The organism is Vogesella aquatica (genome assembly GCF_028548455.1).
GTDB classification, from domain to species: domain Bacteria; phylum Pseudomonadota; class Gammaproteobacteria; order Burkholderiales; family Chromobacteriaceae; genus Vogesella; species Vogesella aquatica.
The window spans coordinates 15108-36870 of record NZ_JAQQLF010000017.1 but is presented as its reverse complement, the minus strand read 5'-3'; the positions used below and the strand labels follow the sequence as shown (position 1 = coordinate 36870).

Annotated in this window: 23 protein-coding genes; 5 read left to right on the top strand and 18 right to left on the bottom strand. The window is 62.6% G+C overall.

Features of this window, described 5'->3' with window-relative positions; all coding sequences use genetic code 11:
* Positions 1-78: 78 nt before the first annotated feature.
* Complete coding sequence (locus tag PQU95_RS13670) at positions 79-447, bottom strand: YkgJ family cysteine cluster protein (RefSeq protein ID WP_272752519.1); 369 nt, start codon at positions 445-447, stop codon at positions 79-81.
* A 66-nt stretch (positions 448-513) separates the two neighbouring features.
* Here PQU95_RS13670 and PQU95_RS13665 point away from each other — a divergent pair, with 66 nt between their 5' ends.
* Positions 514-1689, top strand: coding sequence for an alkaline phosphatase family protein (locus tag PQU95_RS13665; protein WP_272752518.1), 1176 nt, complete (start codon positions 514-516; stop codon positions 1687-1689).
* 2 nt (positions 1690-1691) lie between these two features.
* Here PQU95_RS13665 and PQU95_RS13660 read toward each other — a convergent pair whose 3' ends face one another.
* On the bottom strand, positions 1692-2684 hold the full coding sequence (locus PQU95_RS13660) for a hypothetical protein (RefSeq protein ID WP_272752517.1): 993 nt from the start codon (positions 2682-2684) through the stop codon (positions 1692-1694).
* Between the two features lie 140 nt (positions 2685-2824).
* On the opposite strand from PQU95_RS13660, the gene PQU95_RS13655 reads away from it, so the two are divergent.
* Positions 2825-4084 carry a methyl-accepting chemotaxis protein gene (locus PQU95_RS13655; protein WP_272752516.1) on the top strand — a complete coding sequence of 420 codons (1260 nt, stop codon included), beginning with the start codon at positions 2825-2827 and terminating at the stop codon, positions 4082-4084.
* Positions 4085-4182: 98 nt separating this feature from the next.
* Here the strand turns inward: PQU95_RS13655 and nagZ are convergent, their stop codons facing one another.
* The 16 genes from nagZ to rpoE form a co-directional block, all read right to left on the bottom strand.
* A complete protein-coding gene (gene nagZ, locus PQU95_RS13650) occupies positions 4183-5271 on the bottom strand; it encodes a beta-N-acetylhexosaminidase (protein WP_272752515.1) in 1089 nt (362 codons plus the stop codon).
* 8 nt (positions 5272-5279) lie between these two features.
* The gene (gene acpS / locus PQU95_RS13645) at positions 5280-5675 is read right to left on the bottom strand and encodes a holo-ACP synthase (protein ID WP_272752514.1); all 396 of its coding nucleotides are present in this window, start codon (positions 5673-5675) and stop codon (positions 5280-5282) included.
* On the bottom strand, positions 5675-6406 hold the full coding sequence (pdxJ, locus tag PQU95_RS13640; protein WP_272752577.1) for a pyridoxine 5'-phosphate synthase: 732 nt from the start codon (positions 6404-6406) through the stop codon (positions 5675-5677). The genes acpS and pdxJ overlap by 1 nt, the downstream gene beginning before the upstream one ends.
* On the bottom strand, positions 6406-7161 hold the full coding sequence (gene recO / locus PQU95_RS13635; protein WP_272752513.1) for a DNA repair protein RecO: 756 nt from the start codon (positions 7159-7161) through the stop codon (positions 6406-6408). Before recO ends, pdxJ begins: the two co-directional genes overlap by 1 nt.
* A complete protein-coding gene (locus PQU95_RS13630) occupies positions 7142-7495 on the bottom strand; it encodes an antibiotic biosynthesis monooxygenase family protein (RefSeq protein WP_272752512.1) in 354 nt (117 codons plus the stop codon). The genes recO and PQU95_RS13630 overlap by 20 nt, the downstream gene beginning before the upstream one ends.
* Before the next feature lie 22 nt (positions 7496-7517).
* Positions 7518-8408 (bottom strand): GTPase Era, encoded by an 891-nt coding sequence (gene era / locus PQU95_RS13625; RefSeq protein WP_017509102.1) that lies wholly within the window; start codon positions 8406-8408, stop codon positions 7518-7520.
* A 3-nt stretch (positions 8409-8411) separates the two neighbouring features.
* Positions 8412-9116, bottom strand: coding sequence for a ribonuclease III (gene rnc / locus PQU95_RS13620; protein WP_147682249.1), 705 nt, complete (start codon positions 9114-9116; stop codon positions 8412-8414).
* Between the two features lie 3 nt (positions 9117-9119).
* A complete protein-coding gene (locus PQU95_RS13615; RefSeq protein WP_272752511.1) occupies positions 9120-9488 on the bottom strand; it encodes a DUF4845 domain-containing protein in 369 nt (122 codons plus the stop codon).
* 10 nt (positions 9489-9498) lie between these two features.
* A complete protein-coding gene (lepB, locus tag PQU95_RS13610; protein WP_272752510.1) occupies positions 9499-10458 on the bottom strand; it encodes a signal peptidase I in 960 nt (319 codons plus the stop codon).
* Positions 10458-12251 carry a translation elongation factor 4 gene (lepA, locus tag PQU95_RS13605; protein WP_026107985.1) on the bottom strand — a complete coding sequence of 598 codons (1794 nt, stop codon included), beginning with the start codon at positions 12249-12251 and terminating at the stop codon, positions 10458-10460. Before lepA ends, lepB begins: the two co-directional genes overlap by 1 nt.
* Before the next feature lie 64 nt (positions 12252-12315).
* Positions 12316-12570 (bottom strand): glutaredoxin family protein, encoded by a 255-nt coding sequence (locus tag PQU95_RS13600; protein WP_272752509.1) that lies wholly within the window; start codon positions 12568-12570, stop codon positions 12316-12318.
* Positions 12567-13991: a Do family serine endopeptidase gene (locus PQU95_RS13595; RefSeq protein ID WP_272752508.1), complete on the bottom strand. Its 1425-nt coding sequence runs from the start codon at positions 13989-13991 to the stop codon at positions 12567-12569. The genes PQU95_RS13600 and PQU95_RS13595 overlap by 4 nt, the downstream gene beginning before the upstream one ends.
* Positions 13973-14446 carry a SoxR reducing system RseC family protein gene (locus PQU95_RS13590; RefSeq protein WP_272752507.1) on the bottom strand — a complete coding sequence of 158 codons (474 nt, stop codon included), beginning with the start codon at positions 14444-14446 and terminating at the stop codon, positions 13973-13975. Before PQU95_RS13590 ends, PQU95_RS13595 begins: the two co-directional genes overlap by 19 nt.
* Positions 14447-15391, bottom strand: coding sequence for a MucB/RseB C-terminal domain-containing protein (locus PQU95_RS13585; RefSeq protein ID WP_272752506.1), 945 nt, complete (start codon positions 15389-15391; stop codon positions 14447-14449).
* Positions 15391-15879 carry a sigma-E factor negative regulatory protein gene (locus PQU95_RS13580; RefSeq protein ID WP_272752505.1) on the bottom strand — a complete coding sequence of 163 codons (489 nt, stop codon included), beginning with the start codon at positions 15877-15879 and terminating at the stop codon, positions 15391-15393. The genes PQU95_RS13585 and PQU95_RS13580 overlap by 1 nt, the downstream gene beginning before the upstream one ends.
* A gap of 7 nt (positions 15880-15886) precedes the next feature.
* Positions 15887-16486 (bottom strand): RNA polymerase sigma factor RpoE, encoded by a 600-nt coding sequence (gene rpoE / locus PQU95_RS13575; RefSeq protein ID WP_147682240.1) that lies wholly within the window; start codon positions 16484-16486, stop codon positions 15887-15889.
* Between the two features lie 299 nt (positions 16487-16785).
* Here rpoE and prpB point away from each other — a divergent pair, with 299 nt between their 5' ends.
* From prpB to acnD, 3 genes are all read left to right on the top strand, one after another.
* Complete coding sequence (prpB, locus tag PQU95_RS13570) at positions 16786-17664, top strand: methylisocitrate lyase (protein WP_272752504.1); 879 nt, start codon at positions 16786-16788, stop codon at positions 17662-17664.
* A 143-nt stretch (positions 17665-17807) separates the two neighbouring features.
* Positions 17808-18953 carry a bifunctional 2-methylcitrate synthase/citrate synthase gene (gene prpC / locus PQU95_RS13565; protein WP_272752503.1) on the top strand — a complete coding sequence of 382 codons (1146 nt, stop codon included), beginning with the start codon at positions 17808-17810 and terminating at the stop codon, positions 18951-18953.
* A gap of 104 nt (positions 18954-19057) precedes the next feature.
* Positions 19058-21676 (top strand): Fe/S-dependent 2-methylisocitrate dehydratase AcnD, encoded by a 2619-nt coding sequence (acnD, locus tag PQU95_RS13560; protein WP_272752502.1) that lies wholly within the window; start codon positions 19058-19060, stop codon positions 21674-21676.
* Positions 21677-21763 lie beyond the last annotated feature (87 nt).

Sequence of the window (21763 nt, the reverse complement as noted above, 5' to 3'; positions counted from 1 at the left end):
GCTTTGCCACGCAAACAACCAGGCCACCTAGCCCGGGCGTGCCGGTGGCACGCACACCCGGCTACCTGTCATAACGGCCTACCAGCTATCCTCCACCTTCAGCCGTGGCAGGCCATGGCGGGCGCGGGCGCGGTTGCAGGCTGCTTCGTAGATGCCAACGCTGGCCAGCGCCCCAAACTCGCGGCAGGGGGAGGGGCGCTGCGCGTAAATACTGCAACTGACCGACTCGCCTACCGCACCGCACAGTGCCACGCAGCGCGGTGGCTTACCGTCGGCGGCGCTGTCGTCGGTGCCCACCATGCGCCAGGTATTGCCCACCTCGTGCACAGCCATGCCTACGGGCACGCCTGCGCTGCCTTCTGCGGCCAACTCACTGCGGTGGAAAGACACGCGAAACGCCGAACAACAGGCGCCGCACTCGGTACAGCTCACACGCAAATCACTCATGATGCTTACAAAACCTGGCAGACAAGGTAAAACCGACACTATAAACACATGCACGAAAGCACAACAGTGAGCCCCCTACCCGACAGCCTGCTGGCGCAGTGCCAGCTACCCGGTTACCAGCACAGCCTGGCCAACCTGGCCGCACGCCTGCATGGCAACGCCAGTTGCCCGCCGCTGCAGCACCCGGCCCTGAACAATCTGGATGACTGCGACACCGTTATCCTGCTACTGATCGACGGCATGGGCTGCGCCCAACTCAACGCGCTGGCACCCGGCGGCTGGCTGCAACAGCGGCAATGCGCCACGCTGTCGTCGGTTTTCCCCAGTACCACTACCGCCGCCATCACCACGCTGATGACCGGCGTGCCGCCCAGCCAGCACAGCCTGCTGGCGTGGCATGTCTGGGCGCCGGAGGCCAAGGGCATTGCCACGCCACTGCCGCTGCGCTACCACTGGCAGGCCGACAGCGCACCAGCCCTGGACGATGCCGCGCTGGCGGCCTGCCTGTACAGCCAGCCATCAGCCTTGCAAGGCCATGGCAGACAACACTATGTGCTGCAACCGCAGTACATTGCCGACTCACACTACAGCCGCCATCACGCTGGGCAGGCGCAGCACCTGCCGTGGCGCAGTTACGCCGAGCTGTTTGCCAGCCTGGCCGACCTGGCAGCCACGCCCGAGCGCAAGTTCGTTTACGCCTACATCCCCGACCTGGATTCGCTGATGCATGGTAAAGGCACCACCCACCCCAAAGCCCAGGCGCTGCTGGCACGGCTGCAGCAGCACTGCGCCGAGCTGGCCGCCACGCTGCCCGCCCGCTGCAAGCTGGTGATTACGGCAGACCACGGCCAGCTGGACATCCCGCCAGAACGGCTATTGTTTCTGAACGATTATCCGGCGTTGGCCGCCATGCTGCGCCAGCCACTGAGCGGCGAGCCACGGGCCGCCATCTGCCATGTCAAAGCCGGCCTGGCCGATGGCTTCTGCACTGCGTTCGAACACACGCTGGGGCATATCGCCTGGTGCTTGCCGGCACAAGACGTCATCGCACACGGCTGGTTTGGCCCGGCGCCACACCACCCGCGGCTGGCCGAGCGCGCCGGGGATTTTGTCCTGCTGATGAAAGACAACTGGGGGCTGCTGCAGATGGTAGGCGATGAAAAACGCCCGCCGTTGCTGGGCAACCATGGCGGGCTATCGGCGGCAGAAATGCAGGTGCCGCTGATTGTGTGTGGTGGCTAAACTCAGCTTTCCAGCGCGGGCCAGCGCTGCTGCCATTCGCGCAAATCACCACGACTGAGGTTGGCCGCAAACACCACACGGCGACGGCGCTGCAAATAGCCCATCTCGATATTGGCGTAGTCCAGCTGCTGCCCACCCTCAGCTGGTGACAGCACCACACCCATGCGGTCTACCCAGGCCGTTTCCAGGCTGGCGCGCACAAAATCATCCGGCGCCTCGATAACCTGCCGGATCAGCTTGAGCTTACCCTGCAGCGACGCCACCAACTGCGATGCGGCCAAGGCCTGCTCCACCTGCGCCAGACGCTCTGCCATTTGCGCTGGCGTCATGCTGCCATGCAGGTTCAAGGCCTCGGCATTGAGCACATTGGTTTTGTGCTGCAGCTGTAGCTGCAGCGCACGGCGCTCCACTTCCAGCAAGCGGCGCTCGCTTTCCGCCTGGCTGATACCATACGCCAGGTTGCGGCACAGCAAGCCATAAGCCTGCTGGCGGGCAGCGTGCAGCAAATCTTCGTGACTGGCACTGGCGGCAATGAAGCGATGCCGCTCGAAGCACAGTACGCGCTGTGGCACGTCGCTACGCACACTGCCATCCGGCAACAGCTGGCTACCCAGCCGCGTTTCTTCGTTCAGCTGCATCACCAGCATGAGCTGCAGCTGCTGCGGGGACTGCGGGCTAGCCAGATGCGCCTTGATGGCATCGCTGGCGCGCAGGCTATCGCACAGGCTCTGTGGCGAAGCAAACAGCAAACCCACGCGCCGGTCGCTGCTATAGCCGGCGGGGCTCAGGTCCAGCGGCGCGGGCAGCAAGCGGCCCACGTCCTGCAGCTGCGACAGCAGATGCCGCACCCCGCGGCGTAGCTGGCGCCGCCCACCGGGCAGCAGCTTGACCTTGGGCTCCACTTCGGCAATCAGCAGCTCAACGGCTTCCTGTACCTCGCGGCTGGCAAAGCGATCGTTCATGCCACCCAGCATCCAGCGTAAAAACTTCTGCATCTTCAAAATTCCTGCTCAATTGCTTTCAAAACCCTACATGGACAGGGGTATACTTTGGCCATCGTCATGTGTCACATTCACCAAACAGTGTTGCATTACACTGCGAGTACAACCGTGGCATCTGCCATCCCGAGAAGAACATGAAAGCTACGCTGATTCGTCTGATTGCACCTGCACTTATTCCGCTGCTACTGCTTCCTGCCTTAAGCTTGCTCTTGCCGGAAAATACCTTCTCCACCTTGCTTGGCAGCTTGCTTACCGGCCTGGCCGTGATGGCCACCCTGGCCTGGCGCATCCACAAGCATTTCATCAAGCCGGCCCGTATCTTTCGCCAGCACCTGCAATCACTTAAACAAGAGCCTATCGACTTCAGCAAGACACTGGACCTGGCCACCAGCCCGGACTGGGAAGGCTGCAGCCGCCACTTCAACGCCTTACTGGAAGAACTGGACGATATTTTTACCCAGGTCTTGGGCTCCAGCGCACGGCTGATCCCCATGTCGCAAGAGCTCACCGATACCTATAGCGCTATCCTGCAGAAAAACCTGCTGCAGTCCAGCCATGGCCAGGTGCTGATTGGTGCCATTTCCCGCATGATAGAACAGGCCGAGCGCCTGCGCGTGGACCTGGAGCAAATAACTGCTGCAGCGCAACATGCCGAGCAGGATATGGGCGAAAGCCGCGAAGCTACGCTGATCGTGATCAATGGTGTTACCGACGTAGCCAGCCTGCTGGAAGAAGCCACCCGCGATGTACGCGCACTGGCGCAAGCCTCGGGCAACATCGGCGGCATTCTCTCCTCCATCAAGGACATCGCCGACCAGACCAACCTGCTGGCACTGAACGCCGCCATCGAGGCCGCGCGTGCCGGCGAGAGCGGCCGTGGCTTTGCCGTGGTAGCCGACGAAGTACGCAAGCTGGCACACCGCACCCAGGAAGCCACCCAGCAGGTACAGAACATCATGGGCGACGTGCAGCGTGGTACCGAGAAAGTCGTCAGCGCCATGAGCACCTCGCTAGAGCGCGCCGACTTTGCCGCCACCCACGCCGGCACCTCGCGCGAAAAGCTGGACAACATCACCCGCTCCATTGGCGAGATCAATAGCTCGGCCAGCGAAATCGGCAACGCGGTAAGCATGCAGGCTCAGGCAGTACAAGACTCGAAAGCATCCGGCGACATCCTGATCCAGCTAAACCAGGACGCGCTGGACTGCAGCCGCATCCACGCGGTATCCCCGGATGACCTGCGCAACCTGGCCGCCAAGCTGCGCACCTCGCTGGCACGCCTGCACATGCATGAAAAGCAGTGGAATGACCAGCGTCGCACCCGCGCGCGCCCTAGCGAAATTCAGCTGGCCAACAGCGGCAGTAACGATACCGGCGATATCGAGCTGTTCTGATCACGCCGCCACGCCTGCCCTGCGGGCTGCCGGCATACAACAAGGCCTGTCTGCCTACGCAGACAGGCCTTGTTCACGTTAAAACTAGCCAAGCGTGACTAATGCGCCTCGCCCACTTGCGGCGCTGCGGCCAACTGTTGTGGCGGCACGGCCAGGGCGCCGACGCGGGCGGCAATAGCGGCAAAGTCGCTACCTGCTACCCGTACTGCCCACTCGGCCGGCGTACCCTGCCCGGCCATCGCCTGCAGGCGCTGCGCCAGCTGCGGCTGCACCGGTGCGGCCAAGCTGGCCAGCAAGTCGTCTACCAGCTCGGGGCGGTTGCACACCAGGGCCATATCGCAACCGGCGGCAAACGCGCGCCCGGCACGGGCCACGATATCGCCAGCGCCGGCGGCGCCTTCCATGGTGAGGTCGTCACTGAAAATGGTGCCGTCAAAACCCAGCTCGCCGCGCAGGATGTCCTGCAGCCAGATGCGCGAAAAACCAGCAGAGGTATCGTCCACCTGCGGGTAGATCACATGCGCCGGCATCACCGCCTTCATGCCGCTAGCCGCCAGGGCGGCAAACGGTTTCAGGTCGGCAGCGCGGATATCGTCCAGGCTGCGCGGGTCTTGCGGCATGGCCACGTGGGTGTCGCCATCGACAAAGCCGTGGCCGGGGAAGTGCTTGCCGCAGCTACCCATGCCACCCCGATTCAGGCCGCGCTGCAGCGCACTGGCCAGCGCAATCACCACCGCCGGGTCGCCGTGGAAGCTGCGGTTGCCGATCACGGCGCAGTGTTGCCAGTCCAGGTCCAGCACCGGGGTGAAGCTGAGGTCCACGCCGCAGGCGCGCAGCTCGGCGGCCAGCACGTAGCCGGTTTCCTCGGCGGCGGCTTCGGCCACCGTCTGACCTTGCACGTCCCACAGCTCGCCCAGCACCCGCATCGGCGGCAGACGGGTAAAGCCGGCCAGGAAGCGTTGCACACGGCCACCTTCGTGATCGACGGCAATCAGCAGCTCCGGCTGGCGTAGCGCACGAATCTCGGCGCTCAGCGCCTTCAGCTGCTCGACACTGTCGAAGTTGCGGCGAAACAGGATAACGCCGCCCACCAGCGGGTGACACAGGCGTTGTTTTTCATCGTCGCTGAGGCGGAAGCCGGCAACGTCGGCCATCACCGGGCCGCGCGGTAGCGTAAGTGTGCTCATGATCGGGCTTAAAGGTTGGCCGCAAGGCCGGTTTCACACACCACGAAGGCCAGCGCGTGCTCGGCCTCGTCGGTAATGGACAAATGCACGCGGCTGACGCCGCGCTCGCGCAGAAACGCATGCAGCGCATCGTCAAAGGCAAACATCGGCTTGCCCAGCGCATCGTGGCTAACCGCAATGGCAGTCAACAGTACCGGCTCGCGCACGCCGGTGCCTAGTGCCTTGGCCAGCGCCTCTTTGGCGGCAAAGCGCTTGGCCAGCAGCCGCGCCGGGTTGGCCGCTGCGGCCAACTCGTCCTGCTCTACCGGCGCCAGCAAACGGCGGCCGGCACGCAGGCCCCAGCGGTCCAGCATGGCCTGAAAGCGCGCGATGCGCGCCATGTCGGTGCCGATGCCGTAGATCATTACAGCCCCTGACGGCCTTCGATCATCAGCGCTTTCATTTCGCGCACAGCACTTGCAAAGCCTACCATCAGCGCGTGGCTGACCAGCGCGTGACCGATGTTCAGCTCGGCAATTTCCTGGATAGCCGCGATCGGCTTCACATTGTGGTAATTCAAACCGTGGCCGGCGTTCACCACCATGCCCAGGTGGTCACCAAATACGGCGGCCTCGCGGATGCGCGACAGCTCGACTTGCTGCGCCTCGTGCTGGAAGTCGGCGTGGGCGTAGGCACCGGTGTGCAGCTCGATCACGCGGGCACCGGCGTCCCAGGCGGCCTGGATCTGCTTGACGTCCGGGTCGATGAAGATGGATACGCGAATGCCGGCATCGGTCAGCTGGCGGGTAAACTCGCGCACTTCGTCAAAGTAGCGGATCACGTCGAGGCCGCCTTCGGTGGTGACTTCCTCGCGTTTTTCCGGCACCAGGCATACGTCTTCCGGCTTCACGCGCAGCGCGTTGGCCAGCATTTCGTCGGTCAGCGCCATTTCCAGGTTCATGCGCGTCTTGATGGTGGCGCGCATGGCGTCCACGTCGTGGTCCTGGATATGGCGGCGGTCTTCACGCAGGTGCAGGGTAATCAGGTCGGCACCGCTGGTTTCGGCCACCAGGGCGGCTTCGATCGGGCTGGGGAAACGGGTACCACGCGCCTGGCGCAGGGTGGCAACGTGGTCGATATTGACGCCTAGCAGAATCATGATGGTCTCCGGCTTGGGGCGCTGTCTTCTTGCAGCGCGTAGAGCGTGGTTAGCAGTTCGCGGGTGGCCAGCGGCTCGGCCCCCAGCAGTTCATCCAGATACAGCCGCAGCAGGCCGCGTACATCGCGGCGGCTGTGCGGCAGGGCAAAATCGGCGGCCGCCAACGCCAGCAAGCTGTCACCGGCTACTACCAGCTGGCGCGGGCCCGCATCCGGGGCGGCCACGCGCTGCGGCAGCTCGCCGAAACGGCACAGGTAATAAGCATCCGGCAACACCGGCTGGCCGGCGGCGTCCTCGCTGCACGGCGGCGCGTAGCCCAGCACAGTCAGCAGGTTCAGTTCGAAGCGGCGCAGCACGTCGGGCAGGCTGTCACTACGCGCCATGCCGCGCACGGTGCGGTCGTACAGCTGGAACAGCTCGGGGGACGAGTCGTCGCGCGGCGACAGGCGCAGCAATAATTCATTCAGATAGAAACCGCACACCAGGCGCTGGCCGGCAAACTGCGGCACACCACCGCGCCAGTCTACCGTGTGCAGCGTGCGCAGCTCGCCCTTACCGAACCAGGCCAGCTGCAATGGCTGGAACGGCAGCAGTTGGCCGCGCAGGTCGGAGCGCGGGCGGCGCGCGCCGCGCGCTACCAGCGTGAAGCGGCCGTGGTCGCGGCTGAGCACCTCTACCAGCAAACTGGTTTCGCGGTACGGCTGGGTGTGCAGCACGTAGGCCGGCTGGCGATCAACCTTGACCTGGCGCATCGCTGGCGGGCTTGTCCCACAGATGGTCGCGGCCAACGTAGGCCACGCGGGTAGCAAAGCAAGCGTACCAGCGGTCGAAACCGGCAGCAATCGCCACACGGTGTTCGGCGTGGGCACGCCAGGCAGCAATGTCGGCCTCGCTTTGCCAGTACGATACGGTAATGCCAAAGCCGTCGGCCCCGCGCGCGCTCTCTGCCCCCAGAAAACCGGGCTGAGCGGCCGCCAGCGTCACCATCTGCTCGGCGGTGACGCCGTAACCGGCCGCGTCGGCGGCGCTGCGCTGGTTGCTGAATATCACGGCCCAGTAAGGCGGTGCGGGGGTACGTGCTAGCATGCGGCCAACCTTTGGCAGGGGCTTAATTCAGGCCGAAATCGCGCAGGAAGCGCACGTCGTCGGCCCAGCCGGATTTCACTTTTACCCAGACTTCCAGGTACACCTTGCAGTCGAACAGCTGCTCCATGTCCAGGCGCGCTTCGGTGGAGATTTTTTTCAGCTTCTCGCCACCACGGCCGATCACGATGGGCTTCTGCCCTTCTTTATCCACCAGCACGGCCACGTGGATGCGGAACATGCTGCCGTCCACTTCGAACGACTCCACTTCGACGTTCATTTCGTACGGCAGCTCTTCGCCCAGGTAGCGGAACAGCTTTTCACGCACGATCTCGCCGGCCAGGAAGCGCTGGCTCTTGTCGGTAACCATTTCTTCCGGGTACAGCGGTACCGATTCGGGCAGGTGCGGGCGCACTTTGTCCAGTAGCTCGGCCAGGCGCTGGCCGTGCTTGGCGCTGACCACTTCCACGTCGGCAAACTCGAACTCGGCGCGCACTTCTTCGATGAAAGCCGACAGCAGCAGGCGGTCTTTGGCTTTATCCAGCTTGTTGATCACCAGCATCACCGGCGTATTTTTGGGCAGCAGCGCCATCACTTCGCGGTCGGCGCCGGTAAAGCGCATGGCTTCCAGTACGAACAGCACGCAGTCCACGCTGCCCAGCGTGTCTTTTACGCTCTTGTTCAGCGTTTCGTTGAGTGCGCCCTTGTGAAAGGTCTGAAAGCCGGGGGTATCGACAAACACGAACTGTGCCGCCGGCTCGGTATAGATACCGTTTACGCGGTGGCGGGTGGTTTGCGCTTTTTTGGAGGTGATGCTGATCTTCTGGCCAATCAGGTGGTTCATCAGGGTGGATTTGCCCACGTTCGGGCGCCCTACGATGGCCACAAAGCCGCAGCGGTGTGTGATATCGGTCATGGTTTATTTCTTGCCAGCGGCAAAGTGTTGTTCAAGCAGCAACAGCGCCGCTTCGGCAGCCTGCTGTTCTGCACCGCGGCGGCTGTTGCCATCCCCGGTGGTCATGATGGACAGCTCGGCCAGGTCGCACTGCACGCGGAAGCTCTGCTCGTGCGCCTCGCCGCTCTGCTGCAGTATGGTATAGCGCGGCAGGGTATGGCGGCGCGCTTGCAGTGCTTCTTGCAGACGGGTCTTGGCATCCTTGGCGTGCTTGGTAGGGTCGATGGCGGCCACGCGGCTGGCGTACAGCCGGCGCACCACCTGCTCTGCCGCCATGAAGTCGGCGTCAAAGCTGATGGCCGCGAAGGTGGCCTCCAGCGCATCGGCCAGAATCGACGGCCGGTTATAACCGCCGCTTTTCAGCTCGCCCTCGCCCAGGTACAGGTAATCGCCCAGCTTCAACTCGTGCGCCAGCTCGGCCAGCGTGTTCTGATTAACCAGGTTGGCGCGCAAGCGCGACAGCTCGCCCTCGCTCAGCTGCGGGAACCGGTCGAACAGCATGCGTGCTACGGTGTAGTTCAGGATGCTGTCGCCGATAAACTCGAAACGCTCGTTATTGGGCGTACCAAAGCTGCGGTGCGTCAGCGCCTGGCGCAAAAGCGCAGGCTGCGTAAAAAAATAATCCAGCGCCTGGGTCAGGCGCCGGAAACGGTTGTCTTGATTGCTCACAGTTTATTTTGCGTCTTTCAGTACAGGTGCCCCTGCCTGGTATTCAAAATCAAAGACCAGTTTCACATGGTCGCGTAACGGTACTTCACGGCGGTAGCGCGCACCCACACCAATAACAGTGGGGCTGCTGACGATCACCAGGTCACCTGCGCGCAGCGATACGATGTCCTGCACCGCGGCACGGTTGGCAAAATCGCGGCGCAGCTCGTCTTCAGTCTTGCCGGGGTTTTGCGCCATGGCGTCCAGTGTTTCCTTGACGGCATAGTATTCGGAATACACCGGCACGATCTTGAGAAACATCAGTACCACGGTCGCCGCCACGATACCCATGGCCATGACCACCAATAAAGAAAACCCCTGCTGCTTGCGCATAATGCCTCGCTTAATGAATGCGGCTACCGATACGGCTCAGGTCGCCAAAGTTCATCCACACCAGGAAGGCCTTGCCTACCAGCAGGCGGTCTTCCACAAAGCCCCAGTAACGGCTGTCTTCGCTGTTGTCGCGGTTGTCACCCATCATGAAGTACTGCCCGGCCGGCACCTTGCAGGTAAAGCCGTTCTCGACATATTCACAGTTTTCATGGCCGGCAAACTGGCGCACGCCTTGCGGCATATAGGCCGGGGCCTCCGGCACGACCAGGGTACGGAAGGTTTTGCCCTCGATAGTTTCCTGATACTGCTGGGTCTGCACCATCATCAGACCTTTTTCAAGGTACTGGTGTTCGCCCTGGCTCACATGCTCTACCGCTTTGCCGTTGATGGTGAGCTGCTTGTCACGGTAGCTCACCACATCGCCAGGCAGGCCGATAACGCGTTTGATGAAGTTGACCTTTTCGTCTTCAGGGTAGTTGAACACCACCACGTCGCCGTGCTCAACCTTGCCCACCGGCACCAGTACGTTGTTCAGTACCGGTACGCGCAGGCCGTAGCTGAACTTGTTCACCAGGATAAAGTCACCCACGATCAGGCCGGGGCGCATGGAGCTGGAAGGAATCTGGAATGGCTCAACCAGGAAGGAGCGCAACAGGAACACCACCGCGATGATGGGAAAAAACCCGCGCGGGAAGTCGATGTAGTGCGGCACCATGGCACCCGGCTCGCGGCGGCGCGCCAGCATGAACTTGTCCAGCGCCCAGATACTGCCGGTCACCAGCACGATGATCAGCATCACGGCCGAGAAGGTCATGTAGCCGGACAGCAGGCCAAAGCAGCCACCCAGCACGGCCAGATAGCCCCACTCGGTAGACGCGGACTTGCCGTCGGCATCCTTGCCGGAAAACAGGATCAACATCACGCCAACAACGGCCAGCACCGACCAGATCCAGACCAGATTCGAACCCATTATTTATCCCCGACTTGCAGAATGGCCAGGAAGGCTTCTTGTGGAATCTCCACATTACCCACCTGTTTCATACGCTTCTTACCGGCTTTCTGTTTTTCCAGCAGCTTTTTCTTACGCGTGATGTCACCGCCGTAGCACTTGGCCAAGACGTTTTTGCGCAGAGCCTTCACGGTTTCGCGGGCGATGATGTGGCCGCCGATGGCTGCCTGCACCGCGATATCGAACATCTGGCGCGGAATCAGCTCGCGCATTTTGGACACCAGCTCGCGGCCACGGTACACGCTGGAAGCGCGGTGCACGATCAGGCTCAATGCATCCACTTTTTCGCTGTTGACCAGCACGTCCAGCTTGACCAGGTCGGCGCTCTGGAACTCTTTGAACTCGTAATCCAGCGAGGCGTAGCCACGGCTGGTGGATTTGAGTTTGTCAAAGAAGTCCATCACCACTTCGTTCATTGGCAGATCGTAGGTCAGCATGACCTGGCGGCCCATGTACTGCATATTGCGCTGCACGCCGCGCTTGTTATTGCACAGCGTCATCACCGAGCCCACATAGTCTTGCGGCACCAGGATGGTGGCGGTAATGATGGGCTCGCGCAGGTCTTCGTACTTGCCGGCGTCCGGCATGCGCGACGGGTTGGATACCACCTCGACCACGCCGTCTTTCATCACCACTTCGTAGTTCACCGTTGGCGCGGTGGTGATGAGGTCCATGTCGAACTCGCGCTCCAGGCGCTCCTGCACGATTTCCAGGTGCAACAGCCCCAGGAAGCCGCAGCGGAAGCCAAAGCCCAGCGCCTGCGACACTTCCGGCTCGTACTTCAGCGAGGCGTCGTTCAGCTGCAGTTTTTCCAGTGCATCGCGCAGCGCTTCGTAGTCGTGGCTTTCTACCGGGTACAGACCGGCAAACACTTGCGACTGCACCTCTTTAAAGCCAGGCAGCGCCTCGCTGGCCGGCTTGGCAGCCAGCGTGATGGTGTCGCCCACCTTGGCCGATTTCAGTTCCTTGATGCCGGCAATGACAAAACCTACTTCGCCTGCATTCAGGGTTGGCCGCTGTACCGATTTCGGCGTAAACACACCGACCTGTTCGCACAGGTGCTCGGCCTGGGTAGCCATAAACTTGATCTTGTCTTTTGGCTTGAGTTTGCCGTCAATGACGCGCACCAACATCACCACACCCACGTAGTTATCGAACCACGAGTCGATGATCAGCGCTTTCAGCGGCGCCTCCGGGTCGCCTTCCGGCGGCGGAATCTTGCTGACCACGGTTTCCAGGATGTCTTCGATACCAATGCCGGACTTGGCCGAGGCGCGCACGGCGTCGATGGCTTCAATGCCGATGATGTCTTCGATTTCCTGGCTAACGCGTTCCGGGTCGGCCGCTGGCAAGTCGATCTTGTTCAGTACCGGTACCACCTCGACACCCAGCTCGATGGCGGTGTAGCAGTTGGCTACGGTTTGCGCTTCCACACCCTGCGAGGCATCCACCACCAGCAGTGCGCCTTCGCAGGCAGACAGCGAGCGCGATACTTCGTAGGAGAAATCCACGTGCCCCGGGGTGTCGATCAGGTTCAGGTTATACACCTGGCCATCACGCGCCTTGTATTGCAAGGCTGCGGTTTGCGCCTTGATGGTAATGCCGCGTTCTTTCTCGATATCCATCGAGTCGAGCACCTGGGCGCTCATTTCACGCATTTCCAGACCGCCGCAATACTGGATAAAACGGTCTGCAAGGGTCGATTTGCCATGGTCAATATGGGCAATGATCGAAAAATTTCGGATATGTTTCATCGGAATCCAGCAAAAATTAAGGGCACCGAGATGTGCCCTTGCTAACTCAACACTGGCGCGGATTTTAGCCGATTTCGCCCGTGTGTGCAGCCAATCGTGCGGCCAACTTGGCTTCGTCCAGGTGCCAATGGCAGATTTCGGTATCACCATCCACCAGAACCGGCACCAGCTCGTTGTAGCGCTCTTCCAGTATCGGGTCGGCATCCACATCGACTACATCGATATCAAAGCCGTACTGTGCCTGCAGCGGCTGCAGCTGCGCCAGCATCTGGTGGCACAGGCTGCAGTACTCCCGAAAGTATAAAGTCAGGGTTTTCAACGGGTTTTCTTCTCGGGTTTCAGGGCAACAAACAATGGCGCACCGTCACGTAGTACGCGCAAGGCCAAGGCATCTCCCGGCTTGACCGCCTGGATCGCCTGCACCAGCTGGCGGGCGGACTGCAGTTCTTCACCACCTACCCCGACAATCACATCGCCCTGCTGCATGCCGGCTTTCAGTGCGGGGCCGGTGGCGCCACGCACCGCCAGGCCAAACTTCACGCCAAGCTTCTGCAACAAGGCCGGCGCTACCGCCTGCAAGGCGAGGCCGGTCGTGGTGCCAACCTCATCTTGGCCGCCTTCCTGCTTGCCCTTGTAGGCGCGCTCGGCCGTACGCGGGTCTTCATCCTGCATTTCGGCCGTCACCAGCGCCACTTTCACCAGCGCGCGGCCACGCCACACGCCAAGCTCCACCTTACTGCCGGGCAACACACCACCCAACAGGCGCGGCAAGTCTTCGCTGCCATCTACCGCCTTGCCGCCCACCTGCAGCACCACATCGCCAGCGCGTACGCCAGCCTTGGCGGCCGGGCCGTCTTTTTCAACCGAAGTAATCAACGCACCCTGGGCATCCTGCAAGCCAAAAGATGCGGCCAACTCCTTGGACACATCCTGGATCGACACACCAATCCGGCTGCGGCTGACCTTGCCGTTCTTTTTGAGCTGCTCGGCCACATCCAGCGCCACGTCCACCGGGATGGCAAACGAAATACCCATGAAACCACCGGAACGGCTGTAAATCTGCGAGTTGATGCCGACCACCTCACCCTTCAGGTTGAACAGCGGGCCGCCGGAGTTACCCGGGTTGACCGCCGCATCGGTCTGGATGAAAGGCACGTACGATTCGTCAGGCAGGTGACGGCCCTTGGCCGACACAATGCCCGAGGTAACGGTACTGTCAAAACCGAACGGCGAGCCGATGGCCAGCACCCACTCACCCACTTTGAGCTGGTCTACCTTGCCCAGCTTCACAAATGGCAGGCCAGCCGCATCGATTTTCAGCAAGGCCACGTCGGTGCGGGCATCGGAGCCGACTACCTTGGCCTTGAATTCGCGCTTGTCGTTTAGCGTAATAATCATTTCGTCAGCATCGGCAATCACATGCGCATTGGTCAGCACGTAACCGTCAGCAGACAGGATAAAACCGGAGCCCATGCCACCAGCTTGGTACTCTCTGAGCTGCGGCGGGGCAAAACGGCGGAAAAATTCGGCAAACGGGTCGTTTTCCATGCCTTCCGGCACGTCACGCACCACTTCGCGCACGGTTTGCACGGTGCGGATATTCACCACGGCACGGCCCTGGTTTTCCACCAGCTGGGTGAAATCCGGCAGCGCCAGCTGCGGGGCCGCCATCAGGGGGGCAGAGCCGCCCAGCAGGCCGGCTACCATCATGGAAGAGACAATCAGCTTCTTGATCGGCATGTTTTGACAAACTCCATGGAAACAGTCTGAACATCGACAAGGCTGGCAATATGCGGCTGATAGCGGACATCTGCCGCCAAGCGCCGTGCATAAAGATGCACACAGCCCAAAGTGAACAACAAACAAACCAGCGCCAGCAGCGCAGCCGTGGTGTCGCCGTAACGGCTACCCAGCATGGCGCCGGCGATCAGCGCCAGCACTGGCAACACGTACAGCAAGCCGGCACTACGCAGCACGCCCGACTCCGGCACCGCGATATTCACGCGCTGCCCCGGGGCAACGCCCAGCGGGTCCAGCACCCGAAAGCGCGGCTCGCGCAGGGCAAACATGCGTGCCATTTGCAAGGAGCGGCAGCCATGTTCAGGGTGACACTGCCCGCAAGGCGAGTGCGGCCGTGGTTCAACCCAGGCAAAGCCGGGTTCCACGGACAGCACGCGCGCTTCGGTTTCTATCATTTAGCGAGCAGTCAGGCGGATATTCTTCAGCACGGACTGCAGGCCGGCTTCGGGCAGATCGCCCACCACCGTCAGCAACATGTCCCCGCTCTGGCGCGAAGCCACGCCAATGCCATTGGCCGCCGTGGCCGAGCTCTGGTTGACGCCCTCGCCGCTGGCCGCCTCGACAAACAGCGACACCTTGGCAAAACCGTCAGAGAACACGTAATGCTGTACGGCTTTCTCATGGCCGGGCAGCGGGCGGTTTACAAAGCGCACCATGCGAAAGCCACTGGGCAAGCCCTTGATGTCGTGCATAGGCTGCATACCCTGCTGCACACCACCTACCTTGCCCAGCGCCAGGCTTTGCTTGTAACGCGGCTTGAGCTGGGATTTATCCTTGGGTGGCTGCAGCTGCAATTCGGTAAAGGCAAACTGCTCAACCACCTCGCCTTTGGCGGTGGCGGTCACCACTTTCAGCGGCAGCGCACTTTGCGGGTCGATACAGAAACGCTGGGTGTAGCGCCCGGCTACGTCCCTGGGTTTCAGCACCAGCCACTGGCAATCTTTCTGCGCGACACGATCCATACCGCCGCGCGCCAGCTGATACCCCTGCGCCAGCTCTTCCACATTATCGGGCAACAAGGCCGGGAACAGCTTGATGGCACTGAGCTTGGCCGCATTCAGCGATTTGGCATCCGGCGCGTAGCAGGTCAGCTCGTTACCTACCCGCACGATCTCGCGTGGCATGCCATCCAGCGATTCGCGCCGCTCGCGCACCACGCCGGATTCCACCACACGCTGCAGACGGAAGGTTTCCAGCTCGCCACCGAGCTGGTGCATATAGGTGGCAGCCAGCGGCAGGTTTACCGCCGCTTCGGCAGCTTTGTCCAGCAACGCCCAGTCGTCGTCCGCCAAAGCGGCCAACGGCAAGGCTGCTACAACACAGGCAGCTATGACACGCATCAATGCAGACCTTTCGCCGCAGGTTGCACCAGGCTGGCACGCGCCAGGCCATCACTCAGGCTGATGTCCTGATGCGCATCCAGATAGGACTGGTTGGCCGCATTCACGACTTGTACCTGGGCACTCGGCGTGGGCACAGCTTGCGCCATCAGGGCCGGATCACTCGCCTGCTGGCCTTGCCAGCTGTACCAGCCCACCACACCCGCCATCGCTACCGAAGCAGCCAGGGCAAAGCGGGCCACCGGCCTGGCCGGCTTGCGCGCCATGCTGCGTGGCGCCAGCACGGTAGGCTCGGCCTGCAGTGCTACCGACACCTGTTCGCGCACATCCACCTGCAGCAGGGCATTGCCACGCAGGGCATCACCAATCAGGTGATACTCCTGCCAGGCGGCTTTGAGCTGGTCGTCGTTACCCAGCATTTGCATGGCCTGAGCGGCGTCCTTGTCGCTCAGTTCGCCATCCATCAGGGAAGAAAGGGTTTCTTTCATAATCTGCTCACCATCTTTTGTTCTTGGCTGTATCCAGCAAAGGACGCAACTCGGTCGCGATTGCTTCACGCGCACGGAAAATCCGTGAGCGCACCGTGCCTATCGGGCAGTTCATTGCGCTGGCAATTTCCTCATAGCTCAAGCCTTCCATTTCCCGCAGGCTGATCGCTGTGCGCAACTCCTCAGGCAAACGCTCTACCGCCGCATTCACGGCAGAGAGTATCTGCTGATTCATCATCTCGGCTTCCGGGGTGTGGTGGTCCGGTATCTGGCTAGCCATATCCAGACTCTCGCCATCCTCATCCTCGAACTCCGCGCTGACCACGGGCCGGCGGCCGGCCGAGGTCAGGAAATTCTTCGCCGTATTGATGCCAATACGGTACAGCCAGGTGTAAAAAGCACTCTCGCCACGAAACGAGGGCAGCGCGCGGTAGGCTTTGACAAACGCCTCCTGCGTGACATCCTCGATATCGGCCGAGTCACGAATAAAGCGCGACAACAGGCGCGACAATCGCCGCTGATACTTCGACACCAGCAGGTCGAAAGCGCGCTTCTCACCACGCTGCGCCCTCTCCACCAGCTGCTGGTCGAGTTCACGATCACTCATCGTTATCAATTTCTCCCTGATTCGCCCTGCTTGGTTTTGTTTAGTAGCGGCTCACGCCGATGCAAGGCAAGGCTATGACCTGCATACGTCAAAATAAGTTCACCCGCCAGTAAACAGGCACACGCAAGCAGCAGGCTATATACCAGATGCGCCCGCTGTGCCGTGTTTCAAGATGTGGCAGACAAATGCGCCACACTCGCCCAGCCTGGCAGATTGCCAGACAAAAAACGCTTATCAAAAAACCAAGCACTTGCTAGAATGCCAGGCAAGTACCCCAGAACACAGGCAGGAGACGCCAGATGACGACACCCGGTCAACGCTTCCGCGATGCGGTAGCCCAAGAAAAACCCCTGCAAGTGGTGGGCGCAGTCAATGCCTACGCTGCGCGCCTGGCCGAACACAGCGGCTTCAAGGCACTGTACCTGTCCGGCGGCGGCGTGGCCGCCTGCTCCTGCGGCATTCCCGACCTGGGCATCACCACGCTGGAAGACGTGTTGATCGACGTACGCCGCATCACTGACGCCAGCGAGCTGCCGCTGCTGGTCGACATCGACACCGGCTGGGGTGGCGCCTTCAACATCGCCCGCGCCGTACGCAGTCTGGAAAAAGCCGGTGCCGCTGCCGTGCATATCGAAGACCAGGTGCAGCAGAAACGCTGCGGCCACCGCCCCAACAAAGCCATCGTGAGCCAGGAAGAAATGGTCGACCGCGTTAAAGCCGCCGTCGATGCCCGCAAACACGGCATGGTGATCATGGCCCGCACCGACGCGCTGGCGGTGGAAGGCCTGGACGCCGCCATCGAGCGCGCCGTGGCCTGCGTGGAAGCCGGCGCCGACATGATCTTCCCGGAAGCCATCACCGACCTGGCCATGTACAAGCAGTTTGCCGAGGCGGTGAAAGTGCCGATTCTGGCCAATATCACCGAGTTTGGCGCTACCCCGCTGTACACCACCGAAGAGCTGGGCGCCAACGGCGTGGGCCTGGTGCTGTACCCGCTGTCCGCCTTCCGCGCCATGAGCCAGGCCGCGCTGAACGTGTACGGTGCTATTCGCCGCGACGGCAGCCAGAAAAACGTGGTGGATACCATGCAGACCCGCATGGACCTGTACGACCACCTGGGCTACCACGGCTACGAACAGAAGCTGGACGCCCTGTTCGCCGAAGGCAAAAACAAGTAAGGCACCTTTAGCAGGGTTGGCCGCACGCCACAGATAACACAGAGCGCCTGGCCAGCCCTGCACCCGGTTCACGATCGCGGCCCCGCCGCAATGACACAGCAGGCCGCCCGCATACGGGTACGGCAGCACAAAGGAGAAGTGGCATGAGTGAAGTAGTGATTGGCAAACCGAAAAAATCCGTCGCCCTGTCCGGCGTAGCGGCCGGCAACACCGCCTTGTGTACCGTTGGCCGCAGCGGCAACGACCTGCACTACCGCGGCTACGACATCCTGGACCTGGCCGCCCACTGTGAATTCGAAGAAGTGGCCTACCTGCTGGTGCACGGCAAGCTGCCCAGCCCGGCCGAGCTGGCTGGCTACAAGAAAAAACTGAAGAGCCTGCGCGGCCTGCCCGCCGCCGTGAAAGCGGTACTGGAAGCGCTGCCGGCCAACGCCCACCCGATGGACGTGATGCGCAGCGGCGTATCGGCCCTGGGCTGCGCGCTGCCGGAAAAAGACGACCACAACATCGCCGGCGCCCGTGACATTGCCGACCGCCTGATGGCCAGCCTGGGCTCGATGCTGCTGTACTGGTACCACTTCAGCCACAACGGCAAGCGCATCGAGGTAGAAACCGACGACGACAGCATCGGCGGCCACTTCCTGCACCTGCTGCACGGCCAGAAACCGTCCGAGCAATGGGTACGCGCCATGCACACCTCGCTCAACCTGTACGCCGAGCACGAATTCAACGCCTCCACCTTCACCGCCCGCGTTATCGCCGGCACCGGCTCCGACATGCACAGCGCCATCACCGGTGCCATCGGTGCGCTGCGCGGCCCGAAACACGGCGGCGCCAACGAGGTGGCCTTCGAAGTGCAGAAACGCTACGACAGCCCGGACGAAGCCGAAGCCGACATCCGCGCCCGCGTTGAGCGCAAAGAAGTCGTAATCGGCTTTGGCCACCCGGTGTACACCATCAGCGACCCGCGCAATAAAGTCATCAAGGAAGTGGCCCACGAGCTGTCCAAAGCCGCCGGCGACACCAAGATGTACGACATTGCCGAGCGTCTGGAATCGGTGATGTGGGACATCAAGAAGATGTTCCCCAACCTGGACTGGTTCAGCGCCGTGAGCTACCACATGATGGGCGTGCCCACCGCCATGTTCACCCCACTGTTCGTCATTGCCCGCACCAGCGGCTGGAGTGCCCACGTGATCGAACAGCGCATCGACGGCAAGATCATCCGCCCATCGGCCAACTACACCGGGCCGGAAGACCAGCCCTTCGTACCGCTGGCCCAGCGCTAAGCACCCGGCCACGCTGCCCGCAGCGTGGCCTTTTTGCCGAATAACACGCCCGCCTGCGGCCAACGTTGGCCGCCAGGCAGGCACCACACCCTCGTGCCCAAGCCATGAATAGCCCATACCGCAAACCGCTGCCCGGCAGCCCGGCCGACTTCTTCGACACCCGCGCTGCCGTGGACGCCATCGCCCCCGGCGCCTACGCCACCCTGCCCTATGTTTCCCGCGTGCTGGCCGAGCAGCTGGTACGCCGCTGCGAACCCGCGCTGCTGACCGACGCGCTGACCCAGCTGATCGAACGCCGCCAGGACCTGGACTTCCCTTGGTACCCGGCGCGCGTGGTGTGCCACGACATCCTGGGCCAGACCGCGCTGGTGGACCTGGCCGGCCTGCGCGACGCCATCGCCGACCAGGGCGGCGACCCGTCGCAGGTAAACCCGGTGGTGCCCACCCAGCTCATCGTCGATCACTCGCTGGCGGTGGAGTGCGGCGGCTTCGACCCGCAAGCCTTCGACAAAAACCGCGCCATCGAAGAGCGCCGCAACGAAGACCGCTTCCACTTCATCAACTGGACGCGCACCGCGTTCAAGAACGTGGACGTGATCCCGGCCGGCAACGGCATCATGCACCAGATCAACCTGGAAAAAATGTCGCCGGTGATTCAGCTGCGTGACGGCGTGGCCTTCCCCGACACCTGTGTCGGCACCGACAGCCACACCCCGCACGTTGATGCGCTGGGCGTGATCGCCATCGGCGTCGGCGGCCTGGAAGCCGAAACCGTCATGCTGGGCCACCCGTCGATGATGCGCCTGCCCGACATCGTGGGCGTAGAGCTCACCGGCCAGCGCCAACCCGGCATTACCGCCACCGACATCGTGCTGGCGCTGACCGAGTTCCTGCGTAAAGAGCGCGTGGTAGGTGCCTGGGTGGAGTTCTTCGGCGAAGGCGCCGACAGCCTGTCCATCGGCGACCGCGCCACTATCTCCAATATGTGCCCGGAGTACGGCGCCACCGCCGCCATGTTCTACATCGACACGCAAACCATTGCCTACCTGAAGCTCACCGGCCGCGAGCCGGAACAAGTGGCGCTGGTGGAAAACTACGCCCGCCACACCGGGCTGTGGGCCGACGACCTGAAAACCGCGCAATACCCGCGCGTGCTGCGCTTCGACCTGTCCGGCGTAGTGCGCAATATGGCCGGCCCGTCCAACCCGCACAAACGCCTGCCCACCTCGGCGCTAGCCGAGCGCGGCATTGCCGACGCCGCCAAGCTGGCCGCTGCCCGCGACGAAGAAGCCCGCGGCCAACTGCCGGACGGCGCGGTGATCATTGCCGCCATCACCAGCTGCACCAACACCAGCAACCCGCGCAACGTGGTGGCCGCAGCCTTGCTAGCCAAAAAAGCCAACGCACTGGGCCTCACCCGCAAACCGTGGGTGAAAACCTCGTTTGCACCGGGCTCCAAGGTGGCCAAGCTGTACCTGGAAGAAGCCGGCCTGCTGCCAGAGCTGGAACAGCTGGGCTTCGGCATCGTGGCCTACGCCTGCACCACCTGTAACGGCATGTCCGGCGCACTGGACCCGGCCATCCAGCAAGAGATTATCGAGCGCGACCTGTACGCCACCGCCGTGCTGTCCGGCAACCGCAACTTCGACGGCCGCATCCACCCCTACGCCAAGCAAGCCTTCCTGGCGTCGCCGCCGCTGGTGGTGGCCTACGCGCTGGCCGGCACCGTGCGCTTCGACATCGAGCAAGACGTGCTGGCCGTGGTAGACGGCCGCGAGATCCGCCTGCAAGACCTGTGGCCGTCGGACGAGGAGATCGACGCCATCGTGGCCGCCAGCGTGAAGCCGGAGCAGTTCAAGCAGGTGTACATCCCGATGTTCGACCTGGGCGAAGCGCAGCAGGCCGACAGCCCGCTGTACCAGTGGCGCCCGATGTCCACCTATATCCGCCGCCCGCCGTACTGGGACACCGAAGGCATGGGCGCGCTGGCGGCCAACCCGCGCACGCTGAAGGGCATGCGCCCGCTGGCGGTGCTGCCGGACAACATCACCACCGACCACCTGTCGCCGTCCAACGCCATCCTGGCCAGCTCTGCCGCCGGCGAATACCTGGCCAAGATGGGCCTGCCGGAAGAGGACTTCAACAGCTACGCCACCCACCGCGGCGACCACCTCACCGCCATGCGCGCCACCTTTGCCAACCCGCAACTGGTGAACGAAATGGCCGTGGTAGACGGCGCAGTGAAAAAGGGCTCGCTGGCACGCGTCGAGCCGGAAGGCAAGGTCATGCGCATGTGGGAAGCTATCGAAACCTATATGGCGCGCAAGCAACCGCTGATCATCGTGGCCGGCGCCGACTACGGCCAGGGCAGCTCGCGCGACTGGGCGGCCAAGGGCGTGCGCCTGGCGGGGGTGGAAGTGATCGTGGCCGAAGGCTTCGAGCGCATCCACCGCACCAACCTGATCGGCATGGGCGTGTTGCCGGTGGAGTTCAAACCCGGCACCACGCGGCTGACACTGGGCCTGGACGGCAGCGAAACCTACGACATCCAGGGCGAGCTGGCGCCGCGTGGCGACCTGACGCTGGTAGTACACCGCCGCGACGGCAGCAGCGTGGAGGTAGCGGTAACCTGCCGCCTCGACACCGCTGCCGAGGTGCGCGTCTACCAGGCCGGCGGCGTGCTGCAGCGCTTTGCGCAGGACTTCCTGGCCGGCGCGGCCTGAGCCGCGCCACCCTCACCCCCGGCCCCTCTCCCGCCCGCGGGAGAGGGGTGACAGGGCGCAAGGTTGGCCGCAATCGCCATGCACAGC